General features: G+C 70.4%; 17 protein-coding genes. 8 read left to right on the top strand and 9 right to left on the bottom strand.

All coding sequences use genetic code 11. The annotated features are described in order from the left end of the window. Window positions 1-150 precede the first annotated feature (150 nt). The gene (locus ACFVYF_RS33175) at window positions 151-2,442 is read right to left on the bottom strand and encodes a transglycosylase domain-containing protein (RefSeq protein ID WP_389461410.1); all 2,292 of its coding nucleotides are present in this window, start codon (window positions 2,440-2,442) and stop codon (window positions 151-153) included. Window positions 2,443-2,850: 408 nt separating this feature from the next. Here ACFVYF_RS33175 and wblA point away from each other — a divergent pair, with 408 nt between their 5' ends. After that, on the top strand, window positions 2,851-3,189 hold the full coding sequence (gene wblA, locus ACFVYF_RS33170) for a transcriptional regulator WblA (protein WP_383289487.1): 339 nt from the start codon (window positions 2,851-2,853) through the stop codon (window positions 3,187-3,189). A gap of 334 nt (window positions 3,190-3,523) precedes the next feature. On the opposite strand, the gene ACFVYF_RS33165 is transcribed toward wblA, so the two are convergent. After that, window positions 3,524-4,942 (bottom strand): ArsA family ATPase, encoded by a 1,419-nt coding sequence (locus ACFVYF_RS33165; RefSeq protein ID WP_389461408.1) that lies wholly within the window; start codon window positions 4,940-4,942, stop codon window positions 3,524-3,526. Further along, the gene (locus ACFVYF_RS33160; RefSeq protein ID WP_389461407.1) at window positions 4,939-5,916 is read right to left on the bottom strand and encodes an ArsA family ATPase; all 978 of its coding nucleotides are present in this window, start codon (window positions 5,914-5,916) and stop codon (window positions 4,939-4,941) included. Before ACFVYF_RS33160 ends, ACFVYF_RS33165 begins: the two co-directional genes overlap by 4 nt. A 72-nt stretch (window positions 5,917-5,988) precedes the next feature. Between ACFVYF_RS33160 and ACFVYF_RS33155 the strand changes: the two genes are divergently transcribed. The 4 genes from ACFVYF_RS33155 to ACFVYF_RS33140 all read left to right on the top strand — a co-directional run bounded on the left by ACFVYF_RS33155 (window position 5,989) and on the right by ACFVYF_RS33140 (window position 8,407). After that, window positions 5,989-6,147, top strand: coding sequence for a DUF4177 domain-containing protein (locus tag ACFVYF_RS33155; RefSeq protein WP_019063748.1), 159 nt, complete (start codon window positions 5,989-5,991; stop codon window positions 6,145-6,147). Next, the gene (locus ACFVYF_RS33150; RefSeq protein ID WP_389461405.1) at window positions 6,144-6,611 is read left to right on the top strand and encodes a RidA family protein; all 468 of its coding nucleotides are present in this window, start codon (window positions 6,144-6,146) and stop codon (window positions 6,609-6,611) included. The genes ACFVYF_RS33155 and ACFVYF_RS33150 overlap by 4 nt, the downstream gene beginning before the upstream one ends. Window positions 6,612-6,710: 99 nt before the next feature. Further along, the gene (locus ACFVYF_RS33145; RefSeq protein ID WP_389461403.1) at window positions 6,711-7,580 is read left to right on the top strand and encodes an NUDIX hydrolase; all 870 of its coding nucleotides are present in this window, start codon (window positions 6,711-6,713) and stop codon (window positions 7,578-7,580) included. Continuing rightward, window positions 7,577-8,407, top strand: coding sequence for an MBL fold metallo-hydrolase (locus tag ACFVYF_RS33140; protein ID WP_389461402.1), 831 nt, complete (start codon window positions 7,577-7,579; stop codon window positions 8,405-8,407). The genes ACFVYF_RS33145 and ACFVYF_RS33140 overlap by 4 nt, the downstream gene beginning before the upstream one ends. An 18-nt stretch (window positions 8,408-8,425) precedes the next feature. On the opposite strand, the gene ACFVYF_RS33135 is transcribed toward ACFVYF_RS33140, so the two are convergent. Then, a complete protein-coding gene (locus tag ACFVYF_RS33135) occupies window positions 8,426-9,253 on the bottom strand; it encodes a nucleotidyltransferase domain-containing protein (protein ID WP_389461400.1) in 828 nt (275 codons plus the stop codon). Window positions 9,254-9,502: 249 nt separating this feature from the next. Further along, a complete protein-coding gene (locus ACFVYF_RS33130; RefSeq protein WP_016642758.1) occupies window positions 9,503-10,177 on the bottom strand; it encodes a Crp/Fnr family transcriptional regulator in 675 nt (224 codons plus the stop codon). A gap of 299 nt (window positions 10,178-10,476) precedes the next feature. Between ACFVYF_RS33130 and nth the strand changes: the two genes are divergently transcribed. Genes nth through ACFVYF_RS33115 form a run of 3 tightly spaced genes read left to right on the top strand, consistent with a single transcriptional unit; the run spans window position 10,477 to window position 13,550 of the window. After that, window positions 10,477-11,589 carry an endonuclease III gene (gene nth, locus ACFVYF_RS33125; protein WP_389461398.1) on the top strand — a complete coding sequence of 371 codons (1,113 nt, stop codon included), beginning with the start codon at window positions 10,477-10,479 and terminating at the stop codon, window positions 11,587-11,589. 52 nt (window positions 11,590-11,641) lie between these two features. Further along, a complete protein-coding gene (locus tag ACFVYF_RS33120) occupies window positions 11,642-12,337 on the top strand; it encodes an NUDIX hydrolase (RefSeq protein ID WP_389461397.1) in 696 nt (231 codons plus the stop codon). Window positions 12,338-12,350: 13 nt separating this feature from the next. Further along, on the top strand, window positions 12,351-13,550 hold the full coding sequence (locus tag ACFVYF_RS33115) for a MarP family serine protease (RefSeq protein WP_389461395.1): 1,200 nt from the start codon (window positions 12,351-12,353) through the stop codon (window positions 13,548-13,550). A 112-nt stretch (window positions 13,551-13,662) separates the two neighbouring features. Here the strand turns inward: ACFVYF_RS33115 and ACFVYF_RS33110 are convergent, their stop codons facing one another. From ACFVYF_RS33110 to nhaA, 4 genes are all read right to left on the bottom strand, one after another. Further along, window positions 13,663-13,842: a hypothetical protein gene (locus ACFVYF_RS33110; protein ID WP_389461393.1), complete on the bottom strand. Its 180-nt coding sequence runs from the start codon at window positions 13,840-13,842 to the stop codon at window positions 13,663-13,665. A gap of 160 nt (window positions 13,843-14,002) precedes the next feature. Next, window positions 14,003-14,953: an alpha/beta fold hydrolase gene (locus tag ACFVYF_RS33105; RefSeq protein ID WP_389461391.1), complete on the bottom strand. Its 951-nt coding sequence runs from the start codon at window positions 14,951-14,953 to the stop codon at window positions 14,003-14,005. Beyond that, complete coding sequence (locus ACFVYF_RS33100; RefSeq protein WP_389461389.1) at window positions 14,950-15,438, bottom strand: phage holin family protein; 489 nt, start codon at window positions 15,436-15,438, stop codon at window positions 14,950-14,952. The genes ACFVYF_RS33105 and ACFVYF_RS33100 overlap by 4 nt, the downstream gene beginning before the upstream one ends. 61 nt (window positions 15,439-15,499) lie before the next feature. Continuing rightward, complete coding sequence (gene nhaA, locus ACFVYF_RS33095) at window positions 15,500-16,933, bottom strand: Na+/H+ antiporter NhaA (RefSeq protein WP_389461387.1); 1,434 nt, start codon at window positions 16,931-16,933, stop codon at window positions 15,500-15,502. Window positions 16,934-16,990 lie beyond the last annotated feature (57 nt).

Raw genomic sequence — 16,990 nt, 5'->3', positions numbered from 1 at the left:
CCCCTGGTGACCAGGGGCGCCCCCACCGCCGTATCGAGGTGTGAATACGAAGAGGGACGGCTCGCGGCCGGGGGCGGGCCGACGCGTGACGGCCGGTCCGGTCAACGGCCGCCGGCCCAGTGAAGGAAGGGCCGGCCAGGAGGAGGCGGGCTAACCCGTCCTCCCCCCGTTCCCGTTCCCATTCGTGTTGCCGCCGTTGCCCTGCCCCTGGATGAAGCCCTCGGGGATGGAGAACGAAGGTGTCGGGAACGTGCCGCCGGTCGTGCCGCCGGCGGTGGTCAGGCCGCCGTTGTCGTTCCCCCCGTTTCCGTTCCCGCCGTTCCCATTGCCGCCATTGCCGCCGTTCTTCCCGTCGTCGTTGCCCTTGCCCTTGTCGGGGTCGGGGATGTTGACGAGGTTGAAGTCGGGCGCGGGCTTGCCTTCCAGGGCGCCGGTCATCATGTCGCGCCAGATCGGTCCGGGGACCTCACCGCCATAGACCTTGGAGTGGTAGACGCCGCCGATGGTGATGTTGGTCATCCGGCGCTTGTGCGTCGGGTCGCCGACCCAGACCGCGCCGGCCATGTTCGGCGTGTAGCCGACGAACCAGGCCGCGTAGCGGTAGTCGGTCGTACCGGTCTTGCCCGCGCTGGGGCGGCTGCCGAGGCCGGCCTGCTGACCCGTACCGTCCTCGACCACGCCCTTGAGGAGCGTGCTGACCGTGTCGGCGGTGGTCTCCGACATCGCGCGCGAGCAGGTCGACTTCGGCACCGGCAGGGACTTCTTCTCGCCGCCGACGGTCTGGCTGATCGACTCGATGGCGACCGGCGTGCAGTACATCCCGCGCGAAGCGAAGGTCGCGTACGCGTTCGCCATCGTCAGGGGGGACATCTCCTGGGTGCCGAGCGCGATGGAGGGAGCCTGGGCCAGCTTGCCGCCGTCGGCGCGCTGGACGCCCATCTTCTTCGCCATGTCGGTCACCGGGCAGATGCCGATGTCGCTGATCAGCTGCACGTAGTAGGTGTTGACCGACTTCGCGGTCGCTTCCTTCATGCCGTACGGGCCGTGCTCCGACTCGTTCTCGTTGGTGAGCTTCTCACCGCGGAGGTTGGACCAGTTCTTGCCGTTGCAGACGGCGACCGGGCTCGGGTACTCCATCTCGTACGGCGACGAGTACTGCTGTGTCGCCGACTTGCCGCCCTCTATGGCGGCCGCGGCCACGATCGGCTTGAACGTCGAACCCGGCTGGTAGCCGGCGCCGCCACCCATGCTGCTGTCCACCGAGAGGTTGATCTGCGTCTCGTGCTTGCCGAAGCCGTACGGACGCGACTGGCCCATCGCGAGGATCTTGCCGGTGCCGGGCTCGACGACGGAGGCGGCGGTCGCCACGTCGTCGCTCTTGTTGACGTGGTCCTTGATCGACGCCTGCGCCGATTGCTGCGCCTGCGGGTCGAGGGTCGTACGGATCGTCAGGCCGCCCTGGTTCCAGACCTTGGCGCGGGCTTCCTTGGTCTTGCCGAAGACCGGGTCGGTCAGGAAGACCTCGCGTACGTAGTCGCAGAAGAAGCCGGCGCCCTCGACCGCCGTGATGCAGCCGTTCTTCGGCTTGCTGACGTGCAGCCCCAGCGGGGCCTTCTTGGCCTTGTCGGCCTCCTGCTGCGAGATGTCGTGCACCTCGGCCATGCGCTGGAGGACGGTGTTGCGCCGCTTGGTGGCCTCCGCCTCGTCGTTGACCGGGTCGTACCGGCTGGGCGACTGGACGATGCCCGCGAGCAGCGCGGACTCCTGGAGATTCAGGTCCTTGGCGGGCTTGGAGAAGTAGCGCTGGGCCGCGGCCTCGACACCGTAGGCCTGCTCTCCGAAGAACGTGATGTTCAGGTAGTTCTCGAGGATGCGCTTCTTGCCGAGCTTGTCCTCGATCTGGATCGCGTACTTCAGCTCGCGGATCTTGCGGCCGAGGGTCTGCTGGGTGGCCTGGGCGACCTTCGTCGGGTCGTTCCCGGCCTCCTCGATGAAGACGTTCTTCACGTACTGCTGGGTCAGTGTGGACGCGCCCTGGGCGACCCCGCCGCTCTGCGCGTTCTGGTTGACCGCGCGGAGGATGCCCTTGAGGTCGACCGCGCCGTGCTCGTAGAAGCGGGAGTCCTCGATGGCGACGATCGCCTTCTGCATGTACGGCGACATGTCCTTGAGGTCGACCACCGTGCGGTCGCGTGAGTACACGGTGGCGATCTGGCCGCCCTGGTTGTCCAGGATGGTGGTGCGCTGACTCAGCGGCGGACGCTTGAGATTGGCCGGAATCTCGTCGAATCCCTCGACGGAGCCCTTGGCCGCGAGACCGAGCGCGCCGGCCGCGGGCAGTGCGATTCCGGCCAGCACCGCTCCGGCGAGCACACTGACACCGAGGAACTTGGCGGCCTGCTGCGATGGGGACAGACCACCGCCCGAGCGCTTCTTTGGCATGAGGGCAGCCTACGTTCTGATTCGCCGGACACGCGTATATGCCTTGGCCTAAGCTGCTCCCAACTGTCACAGCAGTAGGGCCACGTATCAAGTACGTCCGGCGACCCCGAATCGTTCCGGAGGTCTCCCAATTTTTTGTTGGGGGCGTGTCCGAATCCGCCTTGTGTGTCACGTGGCGTCCGTTGTGACTCAACTGAACTGTCCCGGTTCGCCGGGAAACTCACGCATGTCCTCAGCTCACTCCCCCGGGTGATCTGCCGCTTACGCATAGTCCGTTCGGGCCATTCAAGATTGGGCCCGAAGGGGGTGTTGCGCTGTGCCCACCTTCCGTAACGTCCTCAACTGGCGGCGGTGAATATGCCGCTGCCGCCGTGGGGGAGCCTCGATTCGGGAGAGGACGGCGCCGGTATGGGCTGGGTAACCGACTGGAGTGCGCAGGCGGCCTGCCGCACTACCGATCCGGATGAACTATTCGTTCAAGGAGCAGCGCAGAACAGGGCCAAGGCGGTGTGCACCGGATGTCCGGTGCGCACGGAGTGCCTCGCCGACGCGCTGGACAACCGCGTCGAGTTCGGCGTGTGGGGTGGCATGACGGAGCGCGAGCGCCGTGCACTGCTGCGCCGGCGGCCGACGGTCACTTCGTGGCGCCGTCTGCTCGAGACCGCGCGTACGGAGTACGAGCGCGGCGCGGGTCTGCTGCCCCTTGACGAGGAAGAGGTGTACGAGAACTTCGCGGCGGTGGGCTGAGGGCACTGCCCCTCCGCTCGGGCGCCGGGCCCCGGCCCGGATGCCGCGCCCTGCTGGCTCGACCACCCGTGTCTGTGCGTATCTGCGGACTCGGGCGTCGCGCCACTCGGGATCGGCGACATGCCCTCCGGGCTGGATGTCGTGCGCTCAGGCAGCGTGCCTTCCGGGCCGGCATCACGCCGGGCAGCCGTGCCCTCCGGGCCGGACGTCGTGCCCCTCCGGGCACGAAAACCGCGTCCCGCGGGCTCGTATGCCGAGTTCTCGCGTTCGGACGACCGCGCCCGCCCTGGAGCGGGCGCCGCGTCCTGCAGGTCGGGCGCCGGGTCTTCCGGACTCAGGCGTCGGCTTCGGGCAGCTCCGGCCGGCCGGCCGCGAGCCGGTCTCCGATGGTCCGCAGCCCCGCGAGGTCGTGCACGTCGCCCGGCAGCGCGGCCACTTCGGCCACGGCCACCTCGGGGTGACGCGCGGTGAAGCGGTCACGCGTGCGCCGTTCACGGGAGAGCAGCTGCATGCGCTCGGCGTGCAGCCTCAGCAGGCCTGCGGTGAGTTGTTCGACGGATCCGTCCGTGGCGGGGGAGCCCCCGGAGGAGTCGGAGGATGCGGGCGTCGGATCAGCGGGAGAGTCTGAACTGCCGTACGTGTCGGGAGAGTTACGAAGTCCAGCTTTCCCACCCCCCTGATCCACAATGCGAGACTCCGCAAGATTTTCTGCGGACGCGGAATCACCGCTCTCCGGGGCCGCGGGATCGAGGTTCTCGGCGGCCGAGAGGTCGAGGTTCTCGGCGGCGGCGAGCGCCCGCTCGGCGGACAGCTGGGCGGCGCCGCTGCCATGGACCCGGTTGAGGACCAGGCCCGCCAGCGGCATCTTCTCCGCGGCCAGACGCTCCACGAAGTACGCCGCCTCGCGCAGCGCGTCCCGCTCCGGGGCGGCCACCACCAGGAACGCCGTGCCAGGCGCCTGGAGCAGCTTGTACGTGGCATCCGCGCGGGTACGGAAGCCGCCGAACATGGTGTCCATGGCGGCCACGAACGTCTGGACGTCCTTGAGGAGTTGGCCACCCAGCAGCTTGCCCAGGGCGCCCGTCATCATCGACATCCCGACGTTCAGGAATTTCATCCCCGCGCGGCCGCCGACCTTCGCCGGTGCCATGAGGACCCGGATCAGCTTGCCGTCGAGAAACGAGCCCAGCCGCTTCGGGGCGTCCAGGAAGTCCAGTGCCGAGCGCGAGGGAGGCGTGTCGACGACGATCAGGTCCCACTCGTCGCGGGCCCGCAGCTGCCCGAGCTTCTCCATCGCCATGTACTCCTGCGTGCCCGCGAAGCCCGCCGAAAGCGACTGGTAGAAGGGGTTGTTCAGGATGGCGGACGCTCGGTCGCGGTCCGCGTGCGCCTCGACGATCTCGTCGAAGGTGCGCTTCATGTCGAGCATCATCGCGTGCAGCTCGCCGTCGCCGTCGACGCCCTTCACGCGGCGTGGGACGTTGTCGAGGGAGTCGATGCCCATCGACTGGGCGAGCCGGCGGGCCGGGTCGATGGTGAGCACGACCACCTTGCGGCCGCGCTCGGCGGCGCGCAGCCCCAGGGCCGCCGCCGTGGTCGTCTTCCCGACGCCGCCCGAGCCGCAGCACACCACGATGCGGGTCTTCGGGTCGTCGAGGAGCGGATCGACGTCCAGGAGGCCTGCGGAGTCGATCGCGCGGGCCGGGTCGGATGCGGGGCCGGAGCCCTGGGTGCGTGCGGGGTCCGAACTCATGAGATCCCTTGCTGACGCAGTTCCTTGGCCAGTTCGTACAGGCCCGCCAGGTCCATTCCCTCGGCGAGCAGCGGGAGTTCGTGCAGCGGCAGGCCCAGCTCCTTGAGCACGGCCCGCTGATCGTGCTCCAGGGTGTGACGCTCGGCGTACTCCTCGGCCTGCCGCAGCAGCGGCTCCACCAGCCGCTCGGCGAGCCCGCCGCGCCGGGCGCCGCCGAGCCCGGCGGCGGACAGCGACTTGGCGATGGCGGTGCGCGAAGTCGCCTCGGCGAACTCTAGATCGGCCTGGTCCAGTACGGCGGGACGCACCATGTTCACGATGATCCGGCCCACCGGCAGCCTGGCCCCGCGCAGCTCGGCGATGCCGTCCGCGGTCTCCTGGACGGGCATCTCCTCCAGGAGCGTCACCAGGTGGACCGCCGTCTCCGGGGACTTGAGGACGCGCATGACGGCCTGCGCCTGATTGTGTATCGGGCCGATCTTGGCGAGGCCGGCCACTTCGTCGTTCACGTTCAGGAAGCGGGTGATGCGGCCTGTCGGCGGGGCGTCCATCACCACGTAGTCGTACGCGAAGCGGCCGCTCTTGTCCTTGCGGCGGACGGCTTCGCAGGCCTTGCCCGTCAGGAGCACGTCCCGCAGGCCGGGCGCGACGGTGGTTGCGAAGTCGATGGCGCCGAGTTTCTTCAGCGCCCTTCCCGCGCCCCCGAGTTTGTAGAACATCTGGAGGTAGTCCAGAAGGGCCAGCTCGGGGTCGATCGCCAGCGCATACACCTCCCCGCCCCCTGGAGCGACGGCGATCTTCCGCTCCTCATAGGGCAGCACTTCTGTTTCGAAGAGCTGCGCGATGCCCTGTCTGCCCTCGACCTCGACGAGGAGGGTCCGCTTGCCCTCGGTCGCGAGGGCGAGCGCGAGGGCGGCGGCTACCGTGGTCTTGCCGGTACCGCCCTTGCCGCTGACGACCTGGAGCCTGCTCACGTCTTCGAGCCTAACCAGTCCGCGCCCGGGCTACGCGGGAGGCTGTGGATAACAGCGGATACAGTCGGCCACATGACCAAGTGGGAATACTCAACCGTGCCGCTGCTCGTCCATGCCACGAAGCAGATTCTGGACACCTGGGGCGAGGACGGCTGGGAGCTCGTCCAGGTGGTGCCCGGGCCGAACAACCCCGAGCAGCTGGTGGCCTACCTGAAGCGGGAGAAGGCATGAGCGCCGTCGAAGCCCGGCTCCATGAGCTCGGCCTGACCCTGCCGGCCGTCGTGCCGCCGCTGGCCGCGTACCAGCCCGCCGTGCAGAGCGGCGTGTACGTCTACACGGCCGGCCAGCTGCCGATGGTGGAGGGCAAGCTCCCGGTCACGGGCAAGGTGGGTGCCGAGGTCACGGCCGAGGAAGCCAAGGACCTGGCCCGCATCTGCGCACTGAACGCGCTCGCCGCGGTCAAGTCGGTCGCGGGTGACCTGGACCGGATCGCGCGGGTCGTGAAGGTCGTCGGGTTCGTCGCCTCGGCGTCGGACTTCACCGGCCAGCCCGGTGTCCTGAACGGCGCCAGCGAGCTGCTGGGCGCGGCCCTCGGTGACAAGGGCGTGCACGCCCGCAGCGCGGTCGGTGTGGCGGTCCTCCCGCTGGACGCGCCGGTCGAGGTCGAGATCCAGGTGGAGCTGACCCAGGCGTAGGCCCCCTCCCCGGGGACGGCGGTTTTGTCCGAGACCCGTCCCCGGAGCAGCGGATTGTTGGCCCTCGAACATCAGCGCGCTACGGGATAGCCTCCGGCCATGGCGAATGGGCAGTGGTACCCACCGGAGTGGCCCGAGCGGATCCGTGCGCTCGCGGAGGGCAGACTCACGCCGGTCGCCCCCAGACGGGCGGCCACCGTCATGCTGCTCAAGGACACGGACACCACACCCGTGGTGCACATGCTGCGCAGACGCGCCTCCATGGCCTTCGCCGGAGGCGCGTACGCGTATCCAGGCGGCGGTGTGGACGGCCGCGACGACGACCGCCAGATCCGCTGGGCGGGGCCCACGCGCGCGTGGTGGGCGGAGCGGCTCGGCGTCGACGAGACGACCGCCCAGGCCATCGTCTGCGCGGCGGTCCGGGAGACGTACGAGGAGGCGGGCGTCCTGCTCGCCGGGCCCACCCCCGACACGGTGGTCGGCGACACGACGGGCGAGGAGTGGGAGGCGGACCGGGCGGCCCTGGTCGCCCGCGACTTCTCCTTCGCCGAGTTCCTGGACCGCAGGGGACTCGTCCTCAGGTCGGACCTGCTCGGCGTGTGGACGCGCTGGATCACTCCGGAGTTCGAGCCCCGCCGCTACGACACCTGGTTCTTCGTCGCCGCCCTCCCGGAGGGCCAGCGCACCCGCAACGCCTCCACGGAGGCCGACCGCACGGTGTGGATCCACCCCGGGGACGCGGCCGACGGATACGACAAGGGCGAACTGCTCATGATGCCGCCCACGATCGCGACCCTGCGCCAGCTGCTCCCGTACGCCACGGCCGCCGAGGCCCTCGCCGCCGCGCCGGCCCGCGATCTGACCCCCGTCCTTGCCAAGGCCCGGCTGGAGAACGGCAAGGTGGTCCTCTCCTGGCCGGGACACGACGAGTTCACCAAGCACATCCCGACCGGTGGAGCCCCCGCATGACGGACGCAGCAGCCCTTCCCGGCCGGCCGAGGGGCGGGGTCCTCTCGGGGCCCGCCACCGCGCGCGCCGTCAACGTCCTCGCGCCCAACGCGTCCGCGATGACCCTGGACGGCACGAACACCTGGATCCTCGCCGAGCCGGACTCCGAGCTGGCGGTCGTCGTCGACCCGGGACCCCTGGACGACGTACACCTGCGGAACGTGGTGGCTACGGCGGAGAAGGCCGGGAAGCGGATCGCGCTGACGCTGCTGACCCACGGGCACCCGGATCACGCGGAGGGGGCCGGCAGGTTCGCCGAGCTGACGGGCACCAAGGTGCGGGCCCTCGACCCGGCGCTGCGGCTCGGGGACGAGGGGCTGGGCCACGGGGACGTCATCACCGTCGGCGGTCTCGAGCTGCTGGTCGTACCGACGCCCGGGCACACCGCCGACTCGCTGTGCTTCCATCTCCCGGCCGACCGGGCCGTCCTGACCGGGGACACCGTCCTCGGGCGCGGAACGACCGTCGTGGCCCATCCGGACGGCCGCCTGGGCGACTATCTCGACTCCCTGCGCCGGCTGCGCTCGCTGAGCGTCGACGACGGCGTGCACACCGTCCTGCCGGGCCACGGTCCGGTCCTGGACGACGCCCAGGGTGTCGTCGAGTTCTACCTCGCCCATCGCGCCCACCGGCTCGCCCAGGTCGAGACGGCGGTCGAGAACGGCTACCGGTCACCGGACGAGGTCGTCGCTCATGTGTACGCGGACGTGGACCGCTCGCTGTGGCCCGCCGCGGAGCTGTCCGTGCGGGCGCAGATGGACTACCTCCAGGAACACGGCCTCATCTAGACCGCCGGGACTGTCCGGCTAGGCCGGCTGGTCCGGCCGGGGAGCCTTGATGCCGTGCACGCGCGCGTACTCCTCGGCGAGCCACGGGCCGAGCTCGTCGGTGTACGCGCGCAGGACGGCGATCTCGCCGGTCGGGGCGTACGCACGGACGGCCGCCTCCCGCAGCTCCTCGGCCCGCTCGGGGTAGTACTCGCCGAAGGCCTCCGCCATCTCGTGCAGGTCGCTCGTCCAGCCGTTCCAGCGGGGCATGACGAGGGTGAAGCCGGTGCGGACGAGATGACGGGACAGGGTGCGCACCAGGGCGCGCCGGGCGTCGTCCGTGCCGGCGGCGGCGATCCGTTCGCGCCAGCGCGGAAGGAAGAGGGCGAGGTCGCCGTTCGTCTCGCGGGCGAGGAGGGCGTCGGGGCGGTAGCGCGGGAGGTATTCGGCCAGATCCTCGCCCAGCAGGCGGGTGCAGAGGCAGGCGACGAACCAGCCGCCGTCGTACGTCTCCAGGTCGCTCAGCAGCCGCGCGCGGCCGGCCAGGAGCGTCCCGGAGCCGTCGATCTGCGGGAACTCCTTGTCGAGGGCCTGATCGAGCGCCCGGGCGTCGGCCCGGTCCGCCTCCGTGGGCTCCTCGCGCAGGGCGAGCAGCAGGTCCAGATCGCTGCGGCCCACGCGCGCGGTGCCGCGCGGGATCGACCCGTAGAGGTACGCGCTGTGCAGGCGCGCTCCGAAGATGTCGGCCACGCGGTCGCGGGCCGCGGTGACCACGGGGCGGAACGCGTGCGGAATCCGTCCGAGCGAGCCCTCGCGCTCGATGTATCCCTGGGCGTCGAGGCCCCTGCGGTGCACGGTTCCGGCCATGCGTCCACTGTGCCCTGACGGGAGCGGCGGGGCGGCTCATTTTCCGGCTGGGCCCGGAGAGGGTTTCGCCCCTCCGCCCCTGCCCGTCCCGTACCGCGGGCTCCGCCCCCAGACCCCGTATCGCGCTGACGCGCCCGTCCTCAAGCGCCGGACGGGCTGAAAATCTCCAGCCCCAGGTGCGTCGGGTACGACAACGGGCCCGGCCTCTTCAGAAGGCAGGGCCCGTCGGCGTACGGCAGAGATGCAGCGTCAGCGTGATCGCTTGGCGAGTCGTTCCACGTCCAGCAGGATCACGGCGCGGGCCTCCAGGCGGAGCCAGCCGCGGCCCGCGAAGTCGGCGAGGGCCTTGTTGACCGTCTCGCGGGACGCGCCGACCAGCTGGGCCAGCTCCTCCTGCGTCAGGTCGTGCACGACGTGGATGCCCTCCTCCGACTGCACGCCGAAGCGGCGGGAGAGGTCCAGGAGCGCGCGGGCCACGCGGCCCGGGACGTCCGAGAAGACCAGGTCGGACATCTGGTCGTTCGTCTTGCGCAGCCGCCGGGCAACAGCGCGCAGCAGGGCGGCGGCCACCTCGGGGCGTGCGTTCAGCCAGGGCTGGAGGTCGCCGTGGCCGAGGCCGAGCAGCTTGACCTCGGTCAGCGCGCTGGCCGTGGCCGTACGCGGGCCCGGGTCGAACAGCGACAGCTCGCCGATGAGCTCGCCGGGGCCCAGCACGGCCAGCATGTTCTCGCGGCCGTCGGGGGAGGTGCGGTGGAGCTTCACCTTGCCCTCGGTGACCACGTAGAGGCGGTCACCGGGGTCGCCCTCGTGGAAGAGAGCATCACCGCGCGCGAGGGTCACCTCACTCATGGAGGCGCGGAGCTCCGCGGCCTGCTCGTCATCGAGCGCCGCGAAGAGCGGGGCGCGCCGCAGAACGTCGTCCACGAGTTCTCTCCTTGTCGACCTGCTCAGGGGATCTTGCTCCCCCGTGTGCCAGGGGACCGTGTTCCCCATTTTGCCGGGCGGTCCAAACAGTGTGATCAGTCACAAGTCTGCCGCACTGGCGTCCGGGGGAGTGCGGCAGGGGGCCAATTGGGGGCCGATCTTCGGGGTCCGGGGCGGATGTCGGTGCCGGGCTTTAGGCTGGCCGGGTGTCCAAATCGCCGGTGAGAGCACAGGCCAAGGGGGCTGGACGGGTGGTTGTACGGCGTGATTCCGCTGTGGGCGAACAGGCCACGGGCGGATTGAGTAATCCGACAAATACGACAAAGCCGACTCCGGTAAAGACGCCGGTAAAGGCTGAGGCCACGGCGCCGACGAAGAAGGAGCCTGCCAAGAAGACGGCGGCAGCGAAGAAGGCACCGGCTGCCCGGACTGTCGCGGCCAAGAAGGCAGCGCTCGCGAAGAAGTCCCCGGTGGCGAAGAAGGCGGTGCCCGCCAAGAAGGCGCCGGCGGCGAAGAAGGCGGTGCCCGCTAAGAAGGCGCCCGCCGCCAAGAAGGCGCCCGCAGTCAAGAAAGTGACCGCCAAGAAGGCCACCGCCGCCAACAAGAAGGCCACCGCCGCCAAGAAGACCGCACCCGCGGCTCCACCCGACCCCGCCCTCGTCCGCCGTGCCCGCCGGATCAACCGCGAGCTCGCCGAGGTGTACCCGTACGCCCACCCGGAACTGGACTTCGAGAACGCGTTCCAGCTCGTGATCGCCACCGTGCTGTCGGCGCAGACGACGGACCTGCGGGTGAACCAGACGACCCCGGCGCTCTTCGCCAAGTACCCGACCCCCGAGGATCTGGCCGCGGCCGACCCGGAGGAGGTCGAGGAGATCCTCCGGCCCACCGGGTTCTTCCGTGCCAAGACCAAGGCGGTCATGGGGCTCTCCAAGGCCCTGCGGGACGACTTCGGCGGCGAGGTCCCCGGGCGCCTCGAAGACCTCGTCAAGCTGCCCGGAGTGGGCCGCAAGACCGCCTTCGTCGTGCTCGGAAACGCCTTCGGGCGGCCGGGGATCACCGTGGACACCCACTTCGGGCGGCTCGTACGGCGCTGGCAGTGGACCGACGAGACGGACCCGGACAAGGTCGAGGCGGCCGTCGGCGCGCTCTTCCCGAAGAGCGACTGGACGATGCTCTCGCACCACGTGATCTTCCACGGCCGCCGTATCTGCCACGCCCGCAAGCCCGCCTGCGGCGCCTGCCCCATCGCCCCGCTCTGCCCGGCGTACGGGGAGGGCGAGACGGACCCCGAGAAGGCGAAGAAGCTCCTGAAGTACGAGAAGGGCGGCTTCCCCGGCCAGCGGCTCAACCCGCCGCAGGCGTACCTGGACGCGGGTGGCATCCCCGCACCGCCACTGGGGGCCGGATGACGGAACGATCCGCGCACCCGCAGGCGTTGGGAACAGCAGAACGGGGGTGCCGATGACGCGCGCGAGCAACACGGACAACGGCCGGGTGACACTCAGCAAGGACGGCCTGCCCCGCTGGCTCGACCCGGTGGCGCGCGCCGCCGAGACGGTCGAGCCGCGCCAGCTGAGCCGCTTCCTGCCGCCGGCCGACGGGGCGGGCCGTCAGTCCGCCGTGCTCGTCCTCTTCGGTGAGGGGGAGCGGGGCCCGGAGCTGCTGCTCATGGAGCGGGCCAGCTCCCTGAGGTCGCACGCGGGCCAGCCCTCCTTCCCGGGCGGTGCCCTCGACCCCGAGGACGGCGACCCGGGCACCGACGGACCCCTGCGGGCCGCGCTGCGCGAGGCGGAGGAGGAGACCGGGCTCGACCCGAGCGGCGTCCAGCTCTTCGGCGTGCTGCCCCGGCTCTACATCCCGGTGAGCAGCTTCGTGGTCACTCCGGTGCTGGGCTGGTGGCGCCGCCCGACCCCGGTCGGCGTGGTCGATCCGGCCGAGACGGCCCGGGTCTTCACGGTCCCCGTGGCCGATCTCACGAACCCCGACAACCGCGCGACGACCGTGCACCCCAGCGGCCACCGAGGTCCGGCATTCCTGGTCGAATCGGCCCTCGTCTGGGGCTTCACGGCCGGCATCATCGACCGCATCCTGCACTACGCGGGCTGGGAGCAGCCCTGGGACCGTGACAAGCAGGTCCCGCTCGACTGGCGCTCATGACAGGGTGGGCGCCGTGAATGTGCTGGACATTTTGTTGCTGGTCGCCGCCGTGTGGTTCGCGATCGTGGGCTACCGCCAGGGCTTCGTCGTCGGCATCCTGTCGGTGATCGGCTTCCTGGGCGGCGGTCTCGTCGCGGTCTATCTGCTCCCCGTCATCTGGGGTGCGGTGACCGACCACGCCGAAGTGAGCACCGCCGCCGCCGTCGTCGCGGTGGTCGTCGTGATCGTCTGTGCCTCCGTCGGCCAGGCCCTCACCACGCACATGGGCAACAAACTGCGCCGGTACATCACCTGGTCCCCCGCCCGTGCCCTGGACGCCACGGGCGGCGCCCTCGTCAACGTGGTGGCGATGCTGCTCGTCGCCTGGCTGATCGGCTCCGCCCTGGCCGGCACCACACTGCCCACGCTCGGCAAGGAAGTGCGCAGTTCCAAGGTGCTGCTCGGGGTGTCACGGGCGCTGCCCGCCCAGGCCGACACCTGGTTCGCCGACTTCTCCTCGGTCCTCGCGCAGAACGGCTTCCCGCAGGTCTTCAGCCCGTTCGCGAACGAGCACATCACCGACGTACAGCCCCCCGACCCGGCGCTCGCCAAGAGCCCGGTGGCCAAGAGCGCGCAGAAGTCGATCGTCAAGGTCATGGGCACCGCGCAGAGTTGCGGCAAGGTCCTCGAAGGCACCGGCTTCGTGTTCGGCAACCGCCGCGTGATGACCAACGCGCACGTGGTCGGCGGCGTCGACGAACCCACCGTCCAGATAGGCGGCGAAGGCAGGAAGTACGACGCCACGGTCGTCCTCTACGACTGGGAGCGCGACATCGCCGTACTGGACGTGCCCAACCTGAAGGCGCCCGCGCTGCAGTTCTCGTCCAAGGACGCCGCCAGCGGCGACAGCGCGATCGTCGCGGGCTTCCCGCAGAACGGCTCGTACAACGTCCAGCCCGCGCGCGTGCGCGGCCGCCTCACGGCCAACGGCCCGGACATCTACCACCGCGGCACGGTCCGGCGCGATGTCTACTCGCTCTACGCCACCGTGCGCCAGGGCAACTCCGGCGGACCGCTGCTCACGCCCGACGGCCGGGTGTACGGCGTGGTCTTCGCCAAGTCCCTCGACGACGACGCCACCGGCTACGCGCTCACCGCGGACGAGATCCAGGCGGACATCACCAAGGGGCGTACGGCCAACCAGCAGGTGGACAGCGACAGCTGCGCCCTGTAGGCCTCGCGGGGGACGGCCCGGAAAGCGGGAAGTCCGGTGGGTGGCAGGCCGGTCGGGTCTGCCACGGCCTCGTGGACGCGTCCGCGCGGGTGCTGCGGCCGTACGCGAAAGGTCAGCCGCGCGGGTGACGCAGCCGCGCCGAGACCCAGCGGGCCCGACGGCGCAGAATGTGCGGGATTCCCAGCCGGAGATCGGTGCCCGGCAGCTGCGGGGCGCCCCTCTGATGGGAGCTCAGGCCCGTGGCCGAGCGGCGATTGCGTGCTGCGTCACTGTAGTCGTGCGTCCAGCCCATACCCCGACGTCTGCCCGTGCCTCATGGTCGGTAACCGCGTCCCGACCCCCCAATCGGCCTATGCGCGCGGCATTTGGCTGTTCGAAGGACAGACGTTCGCGTGCGGCTGCTGAACGTGTTCAAAGGGTCACCGATCGGGCGCGGAAAGTCTTACGGTCCGTCACCGGTCCGGCTCGGGATCCTTCAGCCAGTTGACCAGTTCGGTGGAGAACGCGACCGGGTCCTCCTCGTGCGGGAAGTGCCCCAGACCGTCGAACAGCCGCCAGCGGTACGGCGCTTCGACGTACTCACCGGAACCGGCGGCACTGCGCGTCCGCATCACCGGGTCCAGCGAGCCGTGCAGATGCAGCGTCGGCACGCGCACCGGCCGCTTCATGCGCCGGTTGAACTGGATGCCGTCCGGGCGGGCCATGGAGCGCACCATCCAGCGGTACGGCTCGACCGCGCAATGGGCCGTGGACGGGATGCACATGGCGCGCCGGTACACGTCCACGGCCTCGTCGTCCGGCAGCCGGGGCCCGGACCAGTCCCGTACCAGACGGGCCACCAGGGCGCCGTCGTCCGCGACGAGTTGGCGCTCCGGGATCCACGGCCGCTGAAACCCCCAGATGTATGAACTCGCGGTCGTCTGCTTGACGTCCGAGAGCATGGCCGAGCGCCAGCGCCGGGGATGGGGCATGGACGACACCACCAGCCGGCGGACCAGCTTCGGGCGCATCACGGCCGCCGTCCACGCCAGATATCCGCCCAGGTCGTGCCCGACCAGAGCCGCGTCGGGCTCGCCGAGGGACCGGACGACCCCGGTGATGTCGAGCGCGAGGTTCGCCGGGTCGTAACCGCGCGGCGTACGGTCGCTGCCCCCGACGCCCCGCAGGTCCATCGCGACCGCGCGGAAGCCGGCGTCGGCGAGCGCCACCAGCTGGTGACGCCAGGTCCACCAGAACTGCGGAAAGCCGTGCAGCAGCAGGACCAGCGGCCCGTCGCCCAGCTCCGCGATGTGGAAGCGCGCGCCGTTGGCCGCGACGTCCCGGTGGGTCACCTCTTTCCCGCCGGGGACGTCGATGCGTACGACCGAAGTGGGTTGCGCCGAAGGTGTGGCGGGGTCCGTCATGAGGATGAGCGTGCCACAGCCTCGATGGCCTCAGGGACACGGTCCTGCGGGCCCACCGCGCGCGGATGCGGCTTGACGTTCTGCAGGACGCCCGCGGTCTCCTTCATCGAGGCGGCGACCTTCTGCGGGCCCTTGCTCTTCTTGGCCTTCTTCGCGAAGACCACGCCGATCAGCGCGATGGCCCCCGCGACCAGCACGTTCGCCGCGAAGGACAGCAGGAAGCAGACGGCGAGATTCCAGTGGCTCCAGGTCCGGATGCCGTACGCCAGGGCGAAGCTCAGCATCGGCAGGGAGAAGATCAGCACCGCCCCGGCCACGGAGAACGCGCCGCCGCTGACCGCACCGCGCTTGACGTCACGCTTGAGCTGCGCCTTCGCCAGTGCGATCTCGTCGTGCACCAGTGCGGACATCTCGGTCGTCGCCGAGGCGAACAGCTGGCCGATGCTGCGTTCGGCGCCGACCGGGCTGCCGTCGGGTGCGCTCATCGCGATCTCCCTCATCTGCATGTGTATGGGCGGTTGCCTGTGTGCGGGCGGTCGAGTCAGATCATGCCGGACCGTCGCTTTCCTCGCTTGCCCCGCCCGTCACTTCGGCAAGCCGTTGTTGTTCCGCCGCCTTCTCCGCGGCCAGTCTGCGGTGCCCGGCCGCCTTCTCCTCGTGGATCGCGGCCATGCGCAGGTGGTACGCCGGGTTGTCCTGCTCGTAGATGTCCGGGATGCCGTCGCGGTCCTCGTCGCGCTCCTCGTCCTCCCACAGGCTCCGGTACTTGGCATTCCGCACCTTCAGCAGCACCCCGGCCAGTACGGCCGCGATGAGTGAGCCGATGAGGACGGCCGCCTTCACCTCGTCGGCCAGTACCGGCCGGCCCTTGAAGGCCAGTTCGTCGATGAGCAGCGAGACGGTGAAGCCGATGCCGGCGAGGGAGGCCACGGCGAGGACGTCCGGCCAGGCCAGGTCCTCGCTCAGTGAGGCCTTGGTGAAGCGGGCCGTCAGCCAGGTCCCGCCGAAGATCCCGACCGCCTTGCCGACCACGAGGCCGAGCACGACACCGAGCGTCTCGGGCCGGGTGAACACATCGCCGAGCGCTCCGCCGGACACCACCACCCCCGCGCTGAACAGGGCGAACAGCGGCACCGCGAGGCCCGCCGACAGGGGGCGTACGAGATGTTCGACGCGCTCACCGGGGGAGTGCTGCTCACCTTCGTGGCGGTGGCAGCGCAGCATCAGGCCCATCGCGACACCGGCGATCGTGGCGTGGATGCCGCTGTTGTACATCAGCCCCCAGATGGCGAGGGCGAGCGGGACGTACACGTACCAGCCGCGTACGTTCCTGCGCAGCAGCAGCCAGAAGACGACGAGGCCCACGACGGCGCCGCCGAGCGCGGCGAAGTCGATCCGCTCGGTGAAGAAGACCGCGATGATCAGGATGGCGAAGAGGTCGTCGACGACGGCGAGCGTCAGCAGGAAGGCGCGCAGGGCGGACGGCAGGGACGTGCCGATGACCGCCAGGACCGCGAGTGCGAAGGCGATGTCGGTCGCGGTGGGGACGGCCCAGCCGCTGAGGGAACCGCCGCCGGTGACATTGACGAGCGTGTACACGAGCGCCGGGACCGCCATCCCGCACACCGCCGCCGCGACCGGCAGCAGCGCGGCCCTGGGGTCCCGCAGGTCGCCGGCGACCAGTTCGCGCTTGAGCTCGATGCCGGCCACGAAGAAGAACACGGCGAGCAGTCCGTCGGCGGCCCAGTGCTGGACGGAGAGGTCGAGGCCGAGGGCGGCGGGGCCCAGGTGGAAGTCGCGGACGCTCGCGTAGCTGTCGCGCAGGGCGGGTACGTTCGCCCAGATCAGCGCGGCGATCGCGGCGACGAGGAGCAGCACACCGCCGACGGTCTCGGCGCGCAGCGCGTTCGCGACGAACGTCCGCTCGGGCAGCGAGAGGCGGCCGAGGAACTTGCGGGTGCTGTTGCTGGGCGCGGCCACGGGGTGGACCTCCGGTCGGTAGGCAGGGCGAAGCACTTGCCGACCAGACTTCCCGGC

Source organism: Streptomyces sp. NPDC058274 (assembly GCF_042881375.1).
In the GTDB taxonomy this organism is placed as follows: domain Bacteria; phylum Actinomycetota; class Actinomycetes; order Streptomycetales; family Streptomycetaceae; genus Streptomyces.
The sequence above is the reverse complement of the archived record's forward strand: the minus strand, read 5'-3'. Positions and strand labels throughout refer to the sequence as shown.